Genomic DNA, 18,478 nt, shown 5'->3' with positions numbered 1-18,478 from the left:
CACGATAGTATACGCACCTGCCCAGAATCCGTGACAAACGCCCAAAAGAAAAACACTCCTTAAGAGTGTTTAACTTGTTCCGATCCGATCAACAAAGGATTCAGGAATATGAATTTTCTGTTCGCCTCTCTTCGCTTCATACGATCTGTAACGAGTGAGCACATCACCTTTTTCAACGACGTCAATCTCAAGCACATGCCCATCTGAACGTTCGAGCATCTTCATGAATATATCGTTCTCGTGGAGCGTATATAAAACAAAACGACTTCTTAAATAAGAAACCTCTTTCTGTTGCACTTCGGGAAGTTCGGTAAAAACGTCATAAAAGTGCTGCATGGAGGCAACGTGCTTCCCTTTACCCGCTGCTTTCGTCACGCTAACAATTTGTTCAGCTTTATCCCTAATTTTCTCAACAATTTTATTCATGTGTTCCCCCATGATTATTTAATTTCTGGTAGGTTTCGAACTTCACTCATCATCTCAGCGCCACACAAAGGGCAAGCAGGTGTATCAGAAAACGAGTAATCGGCTCGCATCCAGCCAGCACAATCTCCACTCGCACAAGACCAGACGTCCGTATCTACTTCTGGAATAGGTTCCTGCTGCTGTTTTGAAAAAAAGGCCATGTCTAACCGCTCCTTTACGATTTGGTTATCAATAGTATTTCCAATTATCCCAAAAACATGTAACCCAAAGTAAAACAACACGTGCACTGATTTTGTTATAATGGAACAAAATGAGAGGTGGTCATCGAATGGAGCTTTTTAATCAGCCGCTTCCAGACTTTCTAGAAGCGTACCTGCAGTCGCTCGAACGAAAAGGACGCAAGGCATCTACACTCCGCCGCTATCGCTATGACCTCGTTGATTTTACCGTCTGGCATCGCACTCTCCATCGAAAGGTCGATTTCGAGAATTTTCGTAATCTCACAACGGAACAGCTACAGGAGTATATACGCTATTTGCACCTTGAGCGTCACTATTCAGAACGAACATTAAAGAGAATTATGACTGTACTAAATCAAGTATATCGTTATTATATGTCGTTAAATCGAACAAAGACCAATCCAATGAAAGAAGTCGTCCTACCAACCAATGAAGATGCCGGTTATATCGAGACCGACTTTCTCCAAGAAGAAGAAGCGCAAAAACTTCTTGAAACGATCGTGTCACTTGAAGATTTAACGGACAACCAGCTAAGAGCACGGGAATTTCTGATTGATCGGAATTTGATCATTGCCAGGCTTTTCCTCAATTATGGTTTAACGTTACAAGAGCTATCTGCTCTTTCTATGAAAGATGTTTCATTCGAACAAAATGAACTAGTCGTAACTTCGGCTTCCGGAAAACGTACCGTTCATTTAAATCCTGAGCACAAGAAGATTTTGTTCGATTATTATCATACGATTCCTGCGCCCGTTAGACCAAGGCTTCATAGCGATGATCCGCTGTTTGTTTCATTTGATTTTCAGCGCCAAACGTATCGCTGGAGTTATGAAGTGGATCGTCCGAAGCGTCTAACCGAAATCGCGATTCAAAAAATGATTCGCCTTGAAGTTCAGCGCGCCGGCTTGCGAAAAGGCGTTTCTGCTCAGCATATGAGACGAACATGCGTCATTAAGGCTATTGAAAATGATCTTTCCGTCGACCAGCTGCGCATGCAGTTTGGATTAAAAGCCGATCTCACACTGAAACGCTACTTCGATTATATGGAAAAACAACAAATCTCCTCGTAGTAAATATGAAAAAGTCCCTCATCCTGCTTTTACCAGAACGAGGGACTATGTGTTTACTTGTCAGATTCAAAATTTATTTCAACGGATCGCTGTGGAGCGAACGTAGAAATGGCGTGTTTGTAAATCAACTGCTGTTTTCCATCGGACTCAAGGATAATCGTGAAATTATCAAATCCTTTAATTGTCCCTTTTAGCTGAAATCCGTTAAGCAGGTACACCGTTACAAATACGTTGTCTTTTCTTAATTGGTTCAGGAATTGATCCTGGATGTTAATTTGCTGCTTCATTGTCAGTCCTCCTCTTTTTCTCTAAAGGCATTCCTTAACTACATTTCTATCTTTATGCTAACTTTCCTGCAACAACTTTCAAGATTTCTTGAATTTTTTCTTCACGATGCGCGGTCATGTTGTACCAGTCCATGGCCATCTGATGACGAAACCACGTTAATTGTCGCTTTGCATATCGCCTTGAGTTCTGCTTTAACTCGAGGACCGCATCTTCTAATGAAACAAGTTCTTCAAGATAATTGTAGATTTCCTTGTAGCCAATCGCCTGTACCGATTGACAGTGACGAACGCCATCATGATAAAGTCGCTGGGCTTCTTCAAGTAGTCCAGCCTCCATCATCAGATCGACACGCTTGTTTATGCGCTCATAAAGCACATCGCGATCCATCGTAAGACCTACATTGACAAGATTGTAAGGAGACTCTTCAGGTAAAGCATCTTTTGAAGCAGAGACCGGTTCACCTGTTACGTGATACACTTCTAATGCTCGAATCACTCTTCGCACATTGTTTGGATGGATTGTCTCGTAACTCACTGGATCAACGTCTTTTAGTCGCGCGTGAAACATGGCCGGCCCTTCTTCTTCCGCTTGTTGCTCAAGCTGCTGGCGATATGCCGGATCTTCCTTTGCTTCTGAAAAGGCGTACTGATGGGTAACGGATTTCACGTATAGACCCGTACCCCCAGCAATAATCGGCACTTTTCCACGGCGATTAATATCCGTAACAAGATCGGTGGCAAGCTTTTGAAATTCAGCAGCTGAAAAACTTTCCGTTGGCTCCTTAATATCAATTAAATAATGAGGAATGCCTTCCATCTCTTCTTCTGTTACTTTCGCTGTCCCTATGTCCATGCCACGGTAAATTTGCATCGAGTCGCCGCTAATAATTTCACCGTCAAGCGCCTTCGCAAGTTCAATGCTTGTTTTTGTTTTCCCAACCGCTGTAGGACCTAATACCGTTACTAGTTTCTGTTTAATCATCACTCTCACGTACTTTCCTGCATTCTTTTCTCATTTCATTGTGCTCGTTACATAACCCGCTTAAACATTTTTTCCATCTCATAGGTGGAGTAATGAATAATGATCGGCCGTCCGTGTGGACAGGTATACGGATCAATGGATTGTCTAAGCGTCTCTAATAACGTAAACACTTCGTCATCACGTAAATGACGATTGGCTTTAATCGACTTTTTACAGGACATCATGATCGCTGCTTCCTCACGTAGCTTCTTCACGTCAATTCGACGATTATCAACGACTTCCTGAATCAATTCCTCAATCGTATTTTGTTCAGCCCCTTTAGGGAACCAAACTGGATGAGCACTCACCATATAGCTATTCGGTCCAAAGGATTCTAAGAAAACGCCCACCTTCGCAAGATCATCCATCCGACTATCAATGATCGCAGACTCTGAAGTGTTGTATTCGAGCGTAATCGGAACGAGAAGCTCCTGTACCACTGGGTCGATCTCGCCAACTTTTTCCCGATAGAACTCGTACTTTATCCGCTCTTGCGCGGCGTGCTGATCAATAATGTAGAGCCCATTCTCATTCTGAGCTAGGATATACGTTCCGTGCATTTGACCGATCGGATAAAGCGGCGGAATGCGTGAATCACTATTGGTCTCCTTTACATAGTCCATGGCCATCTCAAGCTCGTCTCGAGTTTCGGGTGGCGGGGAATGTGTTGTAGGAGCGATCGACTCGTATTGATCTGTTTGAATTTCTTCCTTTATACTAAAAGGTTGAAGGAAATCTTTCTGTGGCTTCGACTGCTCTTCCGAATGTTCCACCTTCTCTGGCGTCCATTCCCGCCGAACCGGTATTTCTTCCGGCCCTTTCTCCTGAACATTGTGTTGAAACTCGAATGCCGGCTGCTCGCTTTCCTCCTCTTTTTTCTTTGGAGGAGCTTGCTCAGGAATGAGCTCAATTTTTTTGAAAATCGCTTTAATCGCATTTTCAATAGCGAGCGCCAAATCTTGTTCTTTACTAATTCGCGCTTCCAACTTTGACGGATGTACGTTCACATCAATGAGCGTTGGGTTCATTTTAATATGAAGTACAACGATCGGATAGCGTCCGATTGGAAGCAGGGTATGGTAGCCTTGCTGTATCCCTTTTGATATCGGAAAGTTCTTAATGTAACGTCCGTTAATAATGAGTGAAATGTATTGACGAGAAGCGCGCGTTAACTCTGGCTTTGCCGCATAGCCGCTAACAGAAAAATCAATTGTCTCTGCCTTCAACGGGAGCATTTTACGTGCCGTGTTATAGCCATAAATTGCTGCAATCACTTGCAGAAGATCGCCATTTCCTGTCGTTGATAAAAGTTTCTTCCCATTATGAAAGAAGCGAAAAGCGATATCAGGATGAGCCATTGCCTGACGGTTAATGACGTCCGCCACGTTCGCAAGCTCGGTATGAACGGTTTTCATGTGTTTCAAGCGAGCTGGGGTGTTGTAAAACAAACCCGTAATCGTCATTTCCGTTCCTTTTCGACTGTCGGTCGCTTTAAATTCAGCTACTTTCCCTGCTTCAATTTTGACGTACGTTCCGGCCGCCTCTCCCGTGGAAGTTTTCAATTCTAAGTGAGAAACCGCTGCGATACTAGGAAGAGCTTCTCCACGGAAACCGAGCGTTTCAATTTGAAATAAGTCACGCTCATTCTTGATTTTACTCGTCGCATGTCGAAAGAAAGCAAGTTTGCAGTCTTCCTCATCCATGCCACTTCCATTATCTACGATGCGAATTTTGGAAAGACCGCCCTCTTCAATTTCAATTGTGATTTCACTGCTTTCTGCATCAATTGCATTCTCCACGAGTTCCTTCACAACAGAGGCCGGTCTTTCCACCACTTCACCGGCAGCTATTTTGTTTGAAAGCTGATCATCAAGCTGTACGATCTTTCCCATCTTCCTCACCCTTTCTCTAAGACTTTAAGTGCTTCTTTAATTCATAAAGCGTATTGATCGCATCCATCGGCGTCATTTCCATAATATCGACTGACTTCAAGCGATCGAGAATCGCTTTTTCACCTGATGAGCGCGCAGGCTTTTTCTTATCTTCCGCTTGATCAAAAAACGCAAGCTGCGCTTCGTCTTCTTTGACCGTTTCCTTCTTCTCCACAGGAGATTTTGGCGCTTTCGCAACATCTGGCTCTGCTTCAAACTCAGCTAATATCGCTTCCGCACGCTGAATGAGCGCATCAGGTAAGTTCGCAAGCTGCGCCACGTGAATGCCGTAACTTTTATCGGCTGATCCGTCGTGCACACGGTGTAGGAAAACAACTCTTCCCTTTTCTTCTACCGCTTTAACGTGTACATTCTTTACGCGATCAAGATCTTCCTCAAGCGTTGTCAACTCGTGGTAGTGCGTGGAAAACAGCGTTTTCGCTCGTACTTCGCTATGCACATATTCAATGATTGACTGCGCAAGCGCCATGCCGTCATACGTTGAGGTTCCTCGACCAATTTCATCTAATAAGATTAAGCTATCTTGCGTAGCACGCGTTATCGCGTAGTTCGCTTCAAGCATTTCAACCATAAACGTACTTTGCCCTGCTGCGAGGTCATCCGCCGCACCAATTCGCGTAAAGATTTGGTCAAACACAGGAAGCACCGCCGATTCTGCCGGAACGAAGCAACCGATTTGCCCAAGAATGGAAATGAGTGCAAGCTGGCGCATGTACGTACTCTTACCACTCATGTTTGGCCCAGTAATTAAAAGAATTTCACGGTCGCGATCCATCATTACGTCGTTCGCGACATACTCTCTGCCTTTTAACATTTTCTCAACAACCGGGTGACGGCCACCTTCGACAGCCACTTTACGCTCTTTTGAAAAAATAGGTTTCGTGAAGCGGTTCTCTTCACTAACAACCGCAAATGACTGAAGAACATCAAGCTCACTAATTTTTCTGGCAAGCTGCTGAAGCTCAGGGATGTAGGCCTTTACTTCTTCACGCAGTTTAGTAAACAAGCTATACTCCAAGTCAACAATTTTTTCTTCAGCTTCCAAAATAAGCGTTTCTTTTTCTTTTAATTCAGGGGTAATAAAACGCTCCGCATTGGAAAGCGTCTGTTTCCGCTCATATCGACCTTCTGGGAGGTTTGCAAGGTTTGATCGCGTTATTTCGATATAGTAGCCGAACACTTTGTTGTAGCCAATTTTAAGTGATTTGATACCCGTTCGCTCACGTTCCTGCATTTGAAGTGCCGCGATCCAGTCTTTCCCGTTCCGGCTTGCATCTCGGTATTTATCAAGATCGGCATGATAGCCGTCTCGGATCATTTGCCCATCTTTCACAGAAAGCGGTGGGTTGTCTTCAATCGCTTCTTGGAGAAGTTGAACTAGGTCATCACATGGAAGGATTTCTTCTGCAAGCTCATTCGCATACGGATTATCAAGAGATCCTACTGCTTGCTTAATTTCTGGAATTTTCTCTAGCGATTTGCGTAGCTGCACAAGGTCACGCGCATTTAGGTTACCAAACGCCACTTTCCCTGCAAGTCGCTCCAAATCATAGACGCCTTGAAGCTGTTCGCGAATTGTCTCACGTTCAAAAAACTGTTTCATAAGCGTCTCAACAAGCTCCTGACGCTTCTCGATTTCTCGCTGCTGTAAGAGCGGCCGCTCAACCCACTGCTTTAACAAACGCCCACCCATTGCCGTTACGGAGCTATCTAAGAACCAGACGAGAGAGCCTGTCCGCTTTTTATCGCGAATCGTTTCAACGAGCTCTAGGTTTCGTTTTGAGTTCACATCTAGCTTCATGTATTGAGAAACGTGGTAGTGACGAAGCGGCTGGAGGTGATCCATCGATCGCTTCTGTGTACGAATTAAATATTGAAGCAATCTGCCAAACACTTGCAGGAGCTTCGGCTGGTCGATATGGTCACTTAACGTCTTTAAAGCGTCTGGAATCGTCACGTCATCTTCAATGGATACGGTCACAGTCATGCGTTCTTGAATGGCATTCGATAGCGCTTCGCTGTCGTTCGCAAGAATCACTTCACGTGGGGCAAGATTTGAAAGCTCACCGATCACTTCATGATGATCACCAGCTAAAATCGTGGCCATCGATTCTCCAGTCGTTAAATCATTTGCTGCAAGCGCAAATGTCTCATCATCAAACGATGAGATCGCAACGATGTAGTTGTTTTCTTTTTCTTTAATTAAATGGTCTGACATAACCGTTCCTGGTGTAATAAGCTGAACAACTTCTCTTCGAACAACGCCTTTCGCCTGTTTCGGATCTTCCGTTTGTTCACAAATCGCTATCTTGTATCCTTTTGTTACCAGCTGTGATATATAATTTTCAGCAGCATGATAAGGCACACCACACATCGGAATGCGGTCTTCTCCCCCACCATCTCTGCTCGTTAATGTAATTTCCAATTCCTTCGATGCACGCATCGCATCATCGAAGAACATTTCATAAAAATCGCCTAAACGAAAAAATAAAAAGGCATCCTGATACTCTGCCTTAATTCGCAAATATTGTTCCATCATCGGGGTATATCGAGCCATGTTTCTTCTCCACCAATCTTAAATCTAGTCACCTAACAGTATAGCATATCAGTAAAGCGGAAGCCTCCGTTTAGACAGGAATGGCACTGGAACCTTTTCATTTGAATACGCTCTTTGTATTCAGAGGAAAAGGTGAAGTGACCGAGTGTCTGGAGGCTGGAGCTGGATCAGTAAAGGGGAAGCCCCTGTTTAAACCGAACAGACGTACTTTATAACAAAATAAAAACCAGGAAGAAGGATTGCTTCTCCCTGGACGTACTATTCCTCTAGATCACCAATTAAGAAGTTCGGATCTAAATCTTCAAACTCTTCATCATCTACATCATAATCCCAATCGTCGTCATCGTCTTCACAGCCATCTGGATTCACGTAAACGCAAATCTTCGTTTCGCCGATAACTTCAACAAGAAATTCTCTTTCCACTTGTACAATCACCTTATGACCGCTCGGCGCAATGGTAGCTTCGAGACAGTTAGGCTCCTGAATTGCTTTTGCAACAACTTCATCAGCAACACAGTCTTTGTCTTTGTAGCGAAGAGGAATTTCATCATGGTATTTAACTGTTTCTGTTACGACTTCTGTTTTGGTATTATGGCTGTAAGAATACCAGATATTAGTGTCATAAGAGCCTTCCACCTGGACAACGTCACCACGCTTCTTGGCCGTGAATTGATTGTTAATAATCCAGCAACCGAGAATACTAGATGGCTTATGAGTTGGTGTTACTGTGTTTGTATCCTGTGTAAATTTACGCCCTTTTCCGCAAACAGCTTTGGCGAATATCTCTCTGTAATTATATTCCTCTGACATCGATCATACCTCCTCTTCCAATCTTCATTCTCATCCTATGCAAGACAAACGACCAGTGTTCCTCTTTTTTTCTTCGCAGCAAAAGAACATAACCAACACCATAGAATAAAAGTTTTTTTATATATAAAGGCTGTTCCACTATCAGTCTATGTCTCGAATGTCCAATGCTTTACAACCTTTTCGTATTTTTCTTAAAAAAGTATGGTATGTGAAAATTATATATAGAAATAAGTTAAGCCTGAGAGGCGTTTTATCCTCTCAGGCTTAACTTATTTACAATCTCTAATAGACGATCGCTGTCTTCAGATAGTACTCCTTCTGATAACCGTGCCCCCGCAATAATCGGAGCCCACTCCATGACTTTATCTTTTGATAAGCCACTTTTTGTGCAATAGAGCTGTAAATACAGTTCCGCTAATTCGCTTGAAAATTGCGTATACAATAGATACGTTCTGTATACGTCTGCTCGGCTATCCCCAGCGCTAGCATCAACCCAATCAATAATCGTCACTCCATCGCCAATTATCAGATTAAATAGATGAAAATCACCGTGACAAAGCTGCTTCTTAACTGGCATTTCGTTCAATTTAAGGAGTAACGCTGTTTTTTGAGATTGACTTAATCGCTCCGCTGTACCTATTTGGCGTGTTAGCTTTTTAGTCATCGGTTCAAACGCATCGGCGTTGATCCGATGAATGTTTTGTTGAATGTTAACTGACATTTCCATATAATAATGTGCTAGATTCTTATTCTCTAAAAGACGATCACCTAATGTGCGTCCGCTAATTTTTTCCATGATGATCGCCTGTCTACCGTCTATTTTCGTTACATCCATAATTTTTGGGACCGGAAGACCTTTTGATAAAGCGTAACGTTGTTTCTCAGCTTCATAGGAAGAGGTTCCTTCTGGAAGGTCTTCACGAAACACTTTCACAATTTTATCTTGAACAATGTAAACTTTCGCTGTATTTCCAGCAGCGATTGGATGACCAAGCTCCATGTCGCTACTCCTCTCTTTTTAGTTTCTCGAGCGAGCAAATCTCATCCGGCACATGGACCATTGAAGTGTGGTTTGTTGGATCTCATCATAGATATCCCACAGCTGATCAACAAACCTCACTTCTACCTGACGACGGAATAGCTCCTGAATGGGGTGATCAATCTTAATCTTATTTATTGGAACTTGAGCTCTATCACTCACATAGTAGCCGGCATTGTCGTCTTGTAGTTTAAAATGGATCGGATCGAACTCATATAAATATAGTTTTGTTTCCGTTATCGTTTCAAACCATCTATTTTCAATAACAACAGCATGTTGACAGCTCGAAGATAAATACGTTTGCTTATCGGCATCTGACGTATTTGGTCCAACATGAAAGCAAACGCGGGGACAATTTCGTGGTGTTAAAAAGTTCGGTAAACAGGTTTCGTTAACCGCCCATACAAGTCCTTTTGATTGGTCAAGATCTTTACGCGTAGGAATCCTTGGCTGAAATTCATGAATATCGTCTTCTTCACTAACATGAAAAATGCGCAAACGATCACCCCTTCACGTTTCAGTTGTCATACCAAGTTGGCTTGAACTTCTTTCGTTATGTAATGAATAATCACGTCAAACTCTTCTCGCTTATATTAGCATAATATCCCGTGTAATTAAGAGAATATTTCGAAAGAGGAGTTCGCTTTACATTAAAAAAGCCTTCCAATGCACTATTGGAAGGCTTTCATATTCATCTTGCCCCTATTACTTACAACCAGGTCCCTGCTGGGTTGAGCCTGTTGTTCCTTCAAGGACGTTCCCACCAGTTGATTCAATAATTTCATCTGTTACTGTATTCGAAATCGTGTTAGCTACTAGCTGAAGAAGGTCATTTACATCAGACTGTGAGCGTTTGAATTCCTGCACGACAGGAATTTCATCAAGCTGCTGCATGAGCTTATCAATCCGCTCATCTTTCTCTTTCAACGCTTCATGCTTGCTGTAGTGTTGAAGGTTCACCGCTTCTTTTTGTTCTAATTTAATGCGCGCAATTAAGCTTTGCACTTTTTTGTTTTCATTGATCTTTTCTTCAGCACGTTTGAAGAAATCGACTTCTTCTGTTTCTGAAACGAGTTTCGCAAGATCTTTTGCTTTTGCAATAACTTCCATTCTTGATACCATTATGCATTCACCTCAGCCGTTTTTTCAATATATTCGCCATCAAGTGACCACGTTTTTGCTTTCGTGATTTTCACCTGGACAATTTGACCAACTAATGATTTAGGACCTCTAAAATTAACCACTTTGTTCTTGCTCGTATAGCCAGAAAGAACATCCGCATTTTTCTTACTTTCACCTTCTACGAGAACTTCCACGATTTGCCCTTCAAAAACTGCGTTGTTTTTCGCAGCCATTTCATTCACAAGGGCATTCAAGCGCTGAAGGCGTTCTTTCTTCACTTCCATTGGTACGTTATCTGTCATTTTAGCCGCTGGGGTACCATCACGCTGAGAGTAAATGAACGTATACGCACTGTCATACTCTACTTCTTTTACGAGTTCCATCGTTTCTTCGAACTGTTCGTCCGTTTCATTCGGGAAACCAACGATAATATCCGTCGTAAAGGTTGCGTTTGGCATTACCTTTTTAATCTTACGAACTAGCTCTAAATACGTCTCGCGCGTATAGCGACGGTTCATCAACTTCAGAACCTCATTGCTTCCACTTTGAACGGGAAGATGGATGTGATCGACAAGATTGCCTCCCTGACCAAGTACTTCTACAAGACGATCATCAAAGTCACGTGGGTGACTCGTTGTGAAACGAACTCTAGGAATATCAATCTTATGAATCTCGTTCATAAGATCACCAAGGCCGTACTCAATATCTTCTAAATCTTTCCCGTAGGCGTTTACATTCTGTCCGAGGAGCGTCACTTCTTTATAGCCTTTTGCGGCTAAGTGGCGTACTTCCTGAATGATATCTTCAGGGCGACGGCTTCTTTCTTTCCCTCGTGTATAAGGCACAATGCAATATGTACAGAATTTATCACAGCCGTACATGATGTTAACCCATGCTTTGATTTCGCCTTTTCTTGTCCGCGGAAGGTTTTCAATAATGTCACCTTCTTTTGACCATACTTCCATCACCATTTCTTTCCCAAAGACTGCTTGCTCCATCAGTTCTGGAAGGCGGTGAATGTTATGTGTACCAAAGATTAAATCAACGAACTGATGCTTTTGCATGATGCGATTGACCACAGATTCTTCCTGGGACATACAGCCACATACACCAATGATCAGATCCGGATTTTCCATCTTTAATGGTTTTAAATGGCCAAGCTCACCAAAGACTTTGTTCTCAGCATTTTCACGAATGGCACACGTATTGAGGAGAACAACATCCGCCTCTGTGACCTCCGTTGTAGCTTCAAAACCCATTTCTTCAAAAATCCCTGCCATTACTTCTGTATCGTGTTCATTCATTTGACATCCGTACGTGCGAATCAAAAACTTCTTATCTTTCCCAAGGTTTTTAATATTCTCTGGAATTTCAAAATCGTAATGAACGTTTACATTTTCTTTTCCTCTGCGCTTGGCATCCTTTAAGTTAGGTGCCTGGTACGTTGTCTGGAAATACTTCGCGTAATCTTCGGTCGTTTTCTCTGTTTTCTTTACATTGATTTGCGAATCCAGGCGTTGCTGTTCGTTCATGTCGTTCGACTCCTTTCTAATTAAAAAGGATGACCCTGCTATGAAAAAGAGCGTAATGCTCCTAAACTTAGAAAAACCTCGCTAATAGAAATAAATTCTATAAAAGCTTCCGTTTTATTTGTTATCCTTTATTGTCAATTAAGAAATGTGTAACTAATGGACATTCCTTTATTATAAGGGGTTCAGAGTATTTAATCAATAAAACCTGGAAATGGATCGAGGTATAGATAATTCATCGAAGCAGAGTCTACGATATGAGCTCAAAAAAGAGGGGGATTGCTCCCCCTCCGACTTTCATTTATAAAATGCCAAGCTCTTTCGCAGACTTTTCAAATGCGTCTAGCGCTTCTTGAAGGTCTTCTTTTGAATGCTGAGCCGTTACGATCGTACGCACGCGGCCTTTCCCTTTTGCAACAGTTGGAAACGCAATACCCTGCGCAAACACACCGTTTTCAAATAGCTTATCGGAAAACTTATGCGTAAGTGCCTCATCACCAATAATGACAGGTGTTACTGGCGTTTCACTAATCCCTGTATCAAAACCAAGGTCTTTTAACCCAGCTTTAAAGAATTTTGTGTTGTCCCAAAGCTTCTCAATCAATTCAGGCTCTTCCACAAGAACATCAATTGCGGCTGAGCAAGCTGCTGTTACTGCAGGAGGATGAGAGGTACTAAATAAGAACGGACGACCTTTATGGATCAGGTAATCGCGAAGTGTTTTTGTACTTGCAATGTAACCACCTAGAACGCCAATCGCCTTACTAAGTGTCCCAACCTGAATGTGAACGCGTCCGTTTAAGCCGAAGTGGTCAACCGTTCCACGGCCGTTCTCACCAAGTACGCCACTTGCATGAGCGTCATCAACCATGACAAGCGCATCATACTTTTCACATAGCTCGACAATTTCAGTTAGCGGCGCAATGTTTCCATCCATTGAGAAGACACCGTCTGTGACAACAAGACGCGTGCGATAATCTTGCGTTTCTTTCAATGCGCTCTCGAGGTCTTCCATGTCCGTATGCTTGTAAATACGACGTCCCGCTTTTGTTAAGCGAATGCCATCGATAATCGAAGCGTGGTTTAATTCATCAGAAATGACGACATCTTCTTTTGTTAGAATCGCTGAAAGGACCGCCTGATTCGTAGCAAATCCTGATTGAAGAACGAGTGCCGCTTCCGTATGTTTAAACTCAGCAAGCTTTTCTTCAAACTGTTCGTGCATGGAGAGCGTTCCAGCAATGGTTCGAACAGAGCCTGTTCCCGCACCGTATTTTTCAACGGCTTCAATCGCTGCTTGCTTCATTTTCGGATGGTCCGTCAGTCCGAGATAGTTGTTTGATGATAGCTGAATAACGTTTTTTCCTTTAATCGTAACGCGTGACCCTTGAGCAGACTCTAGTGGAATCAAGTTACGAAAAACGCCTTCCTCCTGCATTTGATCAAGCTCTTCTTGGAGATATTCAAAACCTTTCATTGATCGGCCTCCTCATTAGTATGTAATGGCTCACGTGTGAGCCTTATGGATGTAATACTACCTTACCACATTTACCTTCAATCATTAATTCGAAGCCTTTTTCAAAGTCTTCAAGCGGGAAGTGATGCGTAATCATCGGCTCCACATCGACCTGTCCTGACTGCAAAAGCCCGGACACCTGGCGCCAAGTTTCGAACATTTTTCTTCCCGTAATGCCTTGAACGGTGATTCCTTTAAAAACAATGTCATTCGTAACATCAATTTCAACAGGACGGACTGGCAAACTTAGGATGGAAACACGTCCACCGTTTGTTACCATTTTAAAGCCCTGGTTCATCGCGATTGGATGTCCTGACATTTCACAGACAACGTCAACACCGTGACCGTTAGTCAGCTCTTTCACAACGTGAAGTGGATCTTCATTTCGAGAATTAATGACAGTCGTTGCGCCCATTTCTTTCGCAAGGTTCAGACGATAATCATTTAAATCAAGTGCGATAACTTGTGAAGCACCAGCTGCTTTCGCTACACCTACAGCCATAATACCGATTGGCCCACAGCCAATGATCGCTACGGTTTTTCCTGCAACATCTCCAGCGAGTACAGTATGTACTGCGTTCCCCATCGGCTCTTGTACAGAAGCCACATCAAATGATAGTGACTCAGGATTTTTCCAGATGTTTTGAGAAGGGAGCGCGACGTATTCTGCAAAGCAGCCATCCGTGTCGACACCAATAATCTTAGTATTTTCGCAAATATGAAACTTCCCTGTTAAACATTGTGGACATTGGTTGCAAACAATATGTGTTTCTGCTGAAACATGGTCTCCAACCTCCAGGTTCGTTACGTTCCTTCCTTTTTCTACGACAACTCCCGCAAACTCATGTCCAAAAACATATGGAGGATTGACGCGACTCTGGGACCATTCATCCCAAGTATAAATATGTACATCTGTACCGCAAATCGAAGTTGCTTTTACTTGAATTAATACTTCATTATCATTAATTTGTGGAATATCGACGGTTTGCAGCTGAGCACCTTTGCTACGTTCATGTTTCACAATCGCCTTCATTTTTCCTTCCACAGCGTACACCTCACTTTTTCAAAACGTTCTTCAAACACTGTTATCACAAACATCGTATCATTTATCACTTCTAACGTAAAGGTGATCTGTCCTCCATACAAAGACACTTATAGTTTTATTTATGGAAAAATTCGTTCATCCTTTTCAGCATAAAAAAACCCTTCACTACTTGAAGGGTTCGTCGCCTTACATAAACTCGGCCATTAACTCTGTAAATTTTTCTTCAGGAAGATTTAAGTCTTGTTTTGATAACGCACTAGAACTATAGCCTCGAACTGATTCTTGGTAAGATGGACGAGTTGGATTCTCGTAAATCAGTCCTTTCACAAGTCCATTGTGCTCCATTAATGTTTGCATCGCCATCATCCGATTGTGTGGATCATAGCCTTCAATATCATTTAAACTAATAAGGTTTTGTTTAAACCAGTCATACGTATTCACCTTATTGAACGTCACGCACGGGCTAAACACGTTAATCAATGAAAAGCCTTTATGTTGAATACCTTGTTCAATGATTGCTACGAGTTCCTTTAAATCGGTTGAAAAGCTTTGTGCTACAAAACCACAGCCGCTTGAGAGCGCGAGTTCCATGATGGAAAGAGAAGATTCAATGGATCCAGAAGGCGTACTTTTCGTTTTAAACCCTTCTGCACTCGTTGGAGATGTCTGCCCTTTCGTTAAACCATAGATTTGATTGTCCATCACGATATACGTGATGTCTATATTTCGCCTCATCGCATGGATCGTGTGCCCCATTCCGATCGCAAAGCCATCGCCATCTCCCCCGGACGCAATTACGGTTAAATCGCGATTTGCCATTTTCACGCCCTGTGCAATTGGTAGCGAGCGCCCATGAATCCCATGGAAACCATACGCATTGATGTAGCCACTAATACGCCCCGAGCAGCCAATTCCAGAAATGACGGCAAGATCGTCTGGTTCTAGCCCCACATTCGCAGCTGCTCGTTGAATGGCTGCTTGTACGGAGAAATCTCCACAGCCAGGGCACCAGTTTGGCTTTACCTGATTACGAAAATCTTTAAATGTGGCCATTCGCGAACATCTCCTTACATTGTTGATGGATATCACCTGGTAAGAATGGATTGCCGTCGTATTTTAATATACTTTCAATCTTTTCACCGTAGCCCGCGTTCATTTTCACGAGACTTGCCAGCTGGCCCGTTGCATTGTGTTCAACCACAATCACTTTCTTCGCCGCTTGTAACAATGGCTTAAGCTCATCTGCTGGAAATGGATGTACAAGACGAATTTGAGCATGATTGACTTTTAAGCCATCCGCTTCAAGTCTTGGGATAACTTCTTCGATACTTCCTCTCGTCGAGTTAAAACCAATTAGCAGCAAATCGGGCGATTCATGCGGCGCTACTGTATAAATCGGATTTTGAAAGGAGATGTTTTGAATTTTACGAAGTCTTTTCTCCATCTGATCTTTTCGGTTTTGCGGAACTTCTGACGGTTTACCTGTTTCATCGTGCTCAACACCGGTTACGTGAAAAATACCATTTTTCGTCCCTGGAATGACACGATTTGAAACGCCATCATCCGTAAGTTCAAAACGTTTATAGTACGACTTATCTTCTCTTTCAGCGATTTCTTGATCGTTCAGCTTACCCCTTCGAATGTTGATTTTATTGTAATCGAGCGGCTCAACGGATTGCTTGCCAAGAGATAATTGAAGATCTGAGAGTAAAATAACGGGACACTGATATTCCTCTGCGAGATTAAACGCTTCAATCGCATCATAGAACGCCTCCTCAACGGTACTCGGCGCAATGACAATCTTAGGAATCTCCCCATGCGTGCCGTAAATCATCGCCAGCAAATCTGACTGCTCCTGCTTTGTTGGAAGTCCAGTACTTGGCCCACCGCGCTGAGTGTCGACAATGACGAGCGGCGTTTCGGTAATACCAGATAACCCGATGGCTTCCATCATGAGCGATAACCCCGGTCCGGCCGAAGCTGTTAACGTTCTAACCCCCGCATAATTTGAACCTATGGCCATCGTTGCCGCAGCGATTTCATCCTCTGTTTGCACAACGGTGCCACCAAATTCCGGAAGCTTCTTAATTAAGTATTCCATGATTTCTGATGCTGGGGTGATTGGGTAAGCTGCCATTAACCTTGCTCCACCTGCAAGCGCCCCTAGTGCAATCGCATCATTGCCAATCATGAACAGGCGATTTTTCCCATCTGCTTTTTTAAGAGAAAGTGTTTGGACACTTTCCCCAGCAGAAGCTGTATAAGCATCGGCACCACGCTGAATAGCTTCCATGTTATTGTTGACGACCTTTTCGCCTTTTCGGCCAAAAATTTCTTCAACAACGGCTTGATACGTTGCAGTGTCTATACCAAGAGCAGCACTCGTAGCACCGATTGCTACCATGTTTTTCATTAAAGAAGTGCCAAGTTCAGTCGCGATTTCAGTAAAGGGAATGATAACAAGTGTCGCCTGGCAATGATCAGGCTTAACTGGTTTAAATTTGGCATCGGCTATAATGATTCCTCTACTATGAAGTTCATGCGCATTGACGTCGATCGTTTCTTGATCAAACGCAATCAGCATGTCGAGGTCATCTGAAACCGCTCGAACTTCTTTCGTGCTAACCCGAATTTTATTATTCGTATGCCCGCCTTTAATACGGGACGAGAAATGCCGGTAACCGTATAAATAGTAGCCAAGTCGATTTAATGCGATTGCAAATATTTCTCCTGTACTGTCTATTCCTTCACCCTGCTGTCCTCCAACTTTCCACGAAAGTTGTTCGATCATAACGTCCCACCCTTTCTAATCTAGTACCTGAAACCGCTTGCTTATATTACTAGTTCGAAATAGGATGATAATTCCCTGCTCTTAAAACTGACAATTCCTAAATTCTTACTTAGCTAGGGATTCTAGCAATCAAATTTTCACCTAAAAAGCCCTTTACCTGGTCGTCATTGTAATAGCGATGTAGCTCCTCAATAAGTCGAGGATAGTCGCTGTAACATGTTAGATCTTTCGGAACTTGATCAATACCATCAAAATCAGAGCCAAGTCCTATATTTTCCGCACCCCCGAGGCTACAAATATGTTCAATATGATGGATAATATCCGAAACACTAGCATTGCGGTCATTGCGCAAAAACTTTGGTACAAAAGTAACGCCGATTAAGGCATCCTTTTCGATTAAAGACGTTAACTGCTGGTTATCAAGGTTCCTTGGGTGCGTGCAAATGGCTTTTGCATTGGAATGACTTGCTATAACATAACGTCCATGTTCGACGACATCCCAGAAGGCCCGTACAGAAAGATGGGAAACATCTGTCCAAATCCGATGCTGGTTATGTAAATCAACAACGGTTCTACCAAAATCGGTTAATCCTGCGCCTCGCGATTCAAGGATCCCGTCAGCCGTTGCATTCCCATAGTTCCATGTTAAACCAACCGATCGCACACCTAGTCTAATCAGAGTTTTTAGTCTAGTTGCTTCTCTTCCAATTGCATCCACACCTTCTAGTGTTAGCATCACACCTATTTTCCCTTTAGGAAGCTGTTCTGCTTCTTTTTTTGAATAGACTGCGATGACGTCATCATAAGGTTTTACAATTTTCTCATGGAAAATATCCACCATCTCTAGCGCGCAATCAAATTTAGCGGAATCTGGTACGCTTTCTGGAACGTAAATTGCAAAGAGCTGTAGCTTTGCTCCCGCTTTCCTCATTTGTTCAAGATTCGTATGAAGGCTTTGACCATTCTCAAATGAGAGAGACGGGTTAAGCCACATTTTACATAGCACGTCACAATGTGCATCTACTATATTCATGATGATCCTCCTTCATGCTTCCTATGGTTCAAATAAAAGTA

The 18,478-nt window shown here is 42.9% G+C and carries 17 protein-coding genes; 1 reads left to right on the top strand and 16 read right to left on the bottom strand.

All coding sequences use genetic code 11. The annotated features are described in order from the left end of the window. Nucleotides 1-69: 69 nt before the first annotated feature. Together PQ578_RS14040 and PQ578_RS14035 are read right to left on the bottom strand one after the other, a co-directional pair. The gene (locus tag PQ578_RS14040) at nt 70-426 is read right to left on the bottom strand and encodes a hypothetical protein (RefSeq protein ID WP_224879863.1); all 357 of its coding nucleotides are present in this window, start codon (nt 424-426) and stop codon (nt 70-72) included. Nucleotides 427-440: 14 nt separating this feature from the next. Beyond that, the gene (locus PQ578_RS14035) at nt 441-626 is read right to left on the bottom strand and encodes a cold-shock protein (RefSeq protein WP_098443435.1); all 186 of its coding nucleotides are present in this window, start codon (nt 624-626) and stop codon (nt 441-443) included. Between the two features lie 128 nt (nt 627-754). On the opposite strand from PQ578_RS14035, the gene PQ578_RS14030 reads away from it, so the two are divergent. Continuing rightward, entirely contained in the window at nt 755-1,735 is a 981-nt protein-coding gene (locus tag PQ578_RS14030; RefSeq protein WP_273834883.1) for a tyrosine-type recombinase/integrase, read from the top strand. 53 nt (nt 1,736-1,788) lie between these two features. Here PQ578_RS14030 and hfq read toward each other — a convergent pair whose 3' ends face one another. The 14 genes from hfq to PQ578_RS13960 all read right to left on the bottom strand — a co-directional run bounded on the left by hfq (nt 1,789) and on the right by PQ578_RS13960 (nt 18,437). Further along, the gene (gene hfq, locus PQ578_RS14025; protein WP_048309744.1) at nt 1,789-2,022 is read right to left on the bottom strand and encodes an RNA chaperone Hfq; all 234 of its coding nucleotides are present in this window, start codon (nt 2,020-2,022) and stop codon (nt 1,789-1,791) included. A 52-nt stretch (nt 2,023-2,074) separates the two neighbouring features. After that, a complete protein-coding gene (gene miaA, locus PQ578_RS14020; RefSeq protein WP_420541559.1) occupies nt 2,075-3,004 on the bottom strand; it encodes a tRNA (adenosine(37)-N6)-dimethylallyltransferase MiaA in 930 nt (309 codons plus the stop codon). Between the two features lie 47 nt (nt 3,005-3,051). Continuing rightward, the gene (gene mutL, locus PQ578_RS14015; RefSeq protein ID WP_273834881.1) at nt 3,052-4,935 is read right to left on the bottom strand and encodes a DNA mismatch repair endonuclease MutL; all 1,884 of its coding nucleotides are present in this window, start codon (nt 4,933-4,935) and stop codon (nt 3,052-3,054) included. A 16-nt stretch (nt 4,936-4,951) separates the two neighbouring features. Continuing rightward, nucleotides 4,952-7,552 (bottom strand): DNA mismatch repair protein MutS, encoded by a 2,601-nt coding sequence (mutS, locus tag PQ578_RS14010; RefSeq protein WP_273834880.1) that lies wholly within the window; start codon nt 7,550-7,552, stop codon nt 4,952-4,954. Nucleotides 7,553-7,810: 258 nt separating this feature from the next. Continuing rightward, complete coding sequence (gene cotE / locus PQ578_RS14005; protein WP_273834879.1) at nt 7,811-8,362, bottom strand: outer spore coat protein CotE; 552 nt, start codon at nt 8,360-8,362, stop codon at nt 7,811-7,813. A 250-nt stretch (nt 8,363-8,612) separates the two neighbouring features. Continuing rightward, complete coding sequence (locus PQ578_RS14000; RefSeq protein ID WP_273834878.1) at nt 8,613-9,362, bottom strand: phosphotransferase family protein; 750 nt, start codon at nt 9,360-9,362, stop codon at nt 8,613-8,615. A gap of 18 nt (nt 9,363-9,380) precedes the next feature. Continuing rightward, entirely contained in the window at nt 9,381-9,899 is a 519-nt protein-coding gene (locus PQ578_RS13995) for a DUF6886 family protein (protein WP_273834877.1), read from the bottom strand. Nucleotides 9,900-10,106: 207 nt separating this feature from the next. Continuing rightward, complete coding sequence (locus PQ578_RS13990) at nt 10,107-10,523, bottom strand: YlbF/YmcA family competence regulator (RefSeq protein WP_159782403.1); 417 nt, start codon at nt 10,521-10,523, stop codon at nt 10,107-10,109. Next, nucleotides 10,523-12,055: a tRNA (N6-isopentenyl adenosine(37)-C2)-methylthiotransferase MiaB gene (gene miaB, locus PQ578_RS13985; protein WP_273834876.1), complete on the bottom strand. Its 1,533-nt coding sequence runs from the start codon at nt 12,053-12,055 to the stop codon at nt 10,523-10,525. The genes PQ578_RS13990 and miaB overlap by 1 nt, the downstream gene beginning before the upstream one ends. Nucleotides 12,056-12,353: 298 nt before the next feature. Beyond that, the gene (locus PQ578_RS13980) at nt 12,354-13,529 is read right to left on the bottom strand and encodes a glycine C-acetyltransferase (RefSeq protein WP_224879846.1); all 1,176 of its coding nucleotides are present in this window, start codon (nt 13,527-13,529) and stop codon (nt 12,354-12,356) included. Between the two features lie 43 nt (nt 13,530-13,572). Next, nucleotides 13,573-14,613 (bottom strand): L-threonine 3-dehydrogenase, encoded by a 1,041-nt coding sequence (gene tdh / locus PQ578_RS13975; RefSeq protein ID WP_273834875.1) that lies wholly within the window; start codon nt 14,611-14,613, stop codon nt 13,573-13,575. A gap of 186 nt (nt 14,614-14,799) precedes the next feature. Further along, nucleotides 14,800-15,666 (bottom strand): 2-oxoacid:ferredoxin oxidoreductase subunit beta, encoded by an 867-nt coding sequence (locus PQ578_RS13970; protein WP_273834874.1) that lies wholly within the window; start codon nt 15,664-15,666, stop codon nt 14,800-14,802. After that, nucleotides 15,653-17,404: a 2-oxoacid:acceptor oxidoreductase subunit alpha gene (locus PQ578_RS13965; RefSeq protein ID WP_273834872.1), complete on the bottom strand. Its 1,752-nt coding sequence runs from the start codon at nt 17,402-17,404 to the stop codon at nt 15,653-15,655. The genes PQ578_RS13970 and PQ578_RS13965 overlap by 14 nt, the downstream gene beginning before the upstream one ends. Nucleotides 17,405-17,513: 109 nt before the next feature. After that, on the bottom strand, nt 17,514-18,437 hold the full coding sequence (locus PQ578_RS13960) for a dipeptidase (RefSeq protein WP_273834871.1): 924 nt from the start codon (nt 18,435-18,437) through the stop codon (nt 17,514-17,516). Between the last annotated feature and the right edge of the window lie 41 nt (nt 18,438-18,478).

The sequence above is a fragment of the Guptibacillus sedimenti genome (assembly GCF_028610665.1).
In the GTDB taxonomy this organism is placed as follows: domain Bacteria; phylum Bacillota; class Bacilli; order Bacillales; family Guptibacillaceae; genus Guptibacillus; species Guptibacillus sedimenti.
The sequence above is the reverse complement of the archived record's forward strand: the minus strand, read 5'-3'. Positions and strand labels throughout refer to the sequence as shown.

Coding starts and splice junctions, on each gene's coding strand:
- PQ578_RS14040 (WP_224879863.1), bottom strand. CDS start 426: ATGAATAAAATTGTTGAGAAAATTAGGGATAAAGCTGAACAAATTGTT.
- PQ578_RS14035 (WP_098443435.1), bottom strand. CDS start 626: ATGGCCTTTTTTTCAAAACAGCAGCAGGAACCTATTCCAGAAGTAGAT.
- PQ578_RS14030 (WP_273834883.1), top strand. CDS start 755: ATGGAGCTTTTTAATCAGCCGCTTCCAGACTTTCTAGAAGCGTACCTG.
- hfq (WP_048309744.1), bottom strand. CDS start 2,022: ATGAAGCAGCAAATTAACATCCAGGATCAATTCCTGAACCAATTAAGA.
- miaA (WP_420541559.1), bottom strand. CDS start 3,004: ATGATTAAACAGAAACTAGTAACGGTATTAGGTCCTACAGCGGTTGGG.
- mutL (WP_273834881.1), bottom strand. CDS start 4,935: ATGGGAAAGATCGTACAGCTTGATGATCAGCTTTCAAACAAAATAGCT.
- mutS (WP_273834880.1), bottom strand. CDS start 7,552: ATGGCTCGATATACCCCGATGATGGAACAATATTTGCGAATTAAGGCA.
- cotE (WP_273834879.1), bottom strand. CDS start 8,362: ATGTCAGAGGAATATAATTACAGAGAGATATTCGCCAAAGCTGTTTGC.
- PQ578_RS14000 (WP_273834878.1), bottom strand. CDS start 9,362: ATGGAGCTTGGTCATCCAATCGCTGCTGGAAATACAGCGAAAGTTTAC.
- PQ578_RS13990 (WP_159782403.1), bottom strand. CDS start 10,523: ATGGTATCAAGAATGGAAGTTATTGCAAAAGCAAAAGATCTTGCGAAA.
- miaB (WP_273834876.1), bottom strand. CDS start 12,055: ATGAACGAACAGCAACGCCTGGATTCGCAAATCAATGTAAAGAAAACA.
- PQ578_RS13980 (WP_224879846.1), bottom strand. CDS start 13,529: ATGAAAGGTTTTGAATATCTCCAAGAAGAGCTTGATCAAATGCAGGAG.
- PQ578_RS13970 (WP_273834874.1), bottom strand. CDS start 15,666: ATGGCCACATTTAAAGATTTTCGTAATCAGGTAAAGCCAAACTGGTGC.
- PQ578_RS13965 (WP_273834872.1), bottom strand. CDS start 17,404: ATGATCGAACAACTTTCGTGGAAAGTTGGAGGACAGCAGGGTGAAGGA.
- PQ578_RS13960 (WP_273834871.1), bottom strand. CDS start 18,437: ATGAATATAGTAGATGCACATTGTGACGTGCTATGTAAAATGTGGCTT.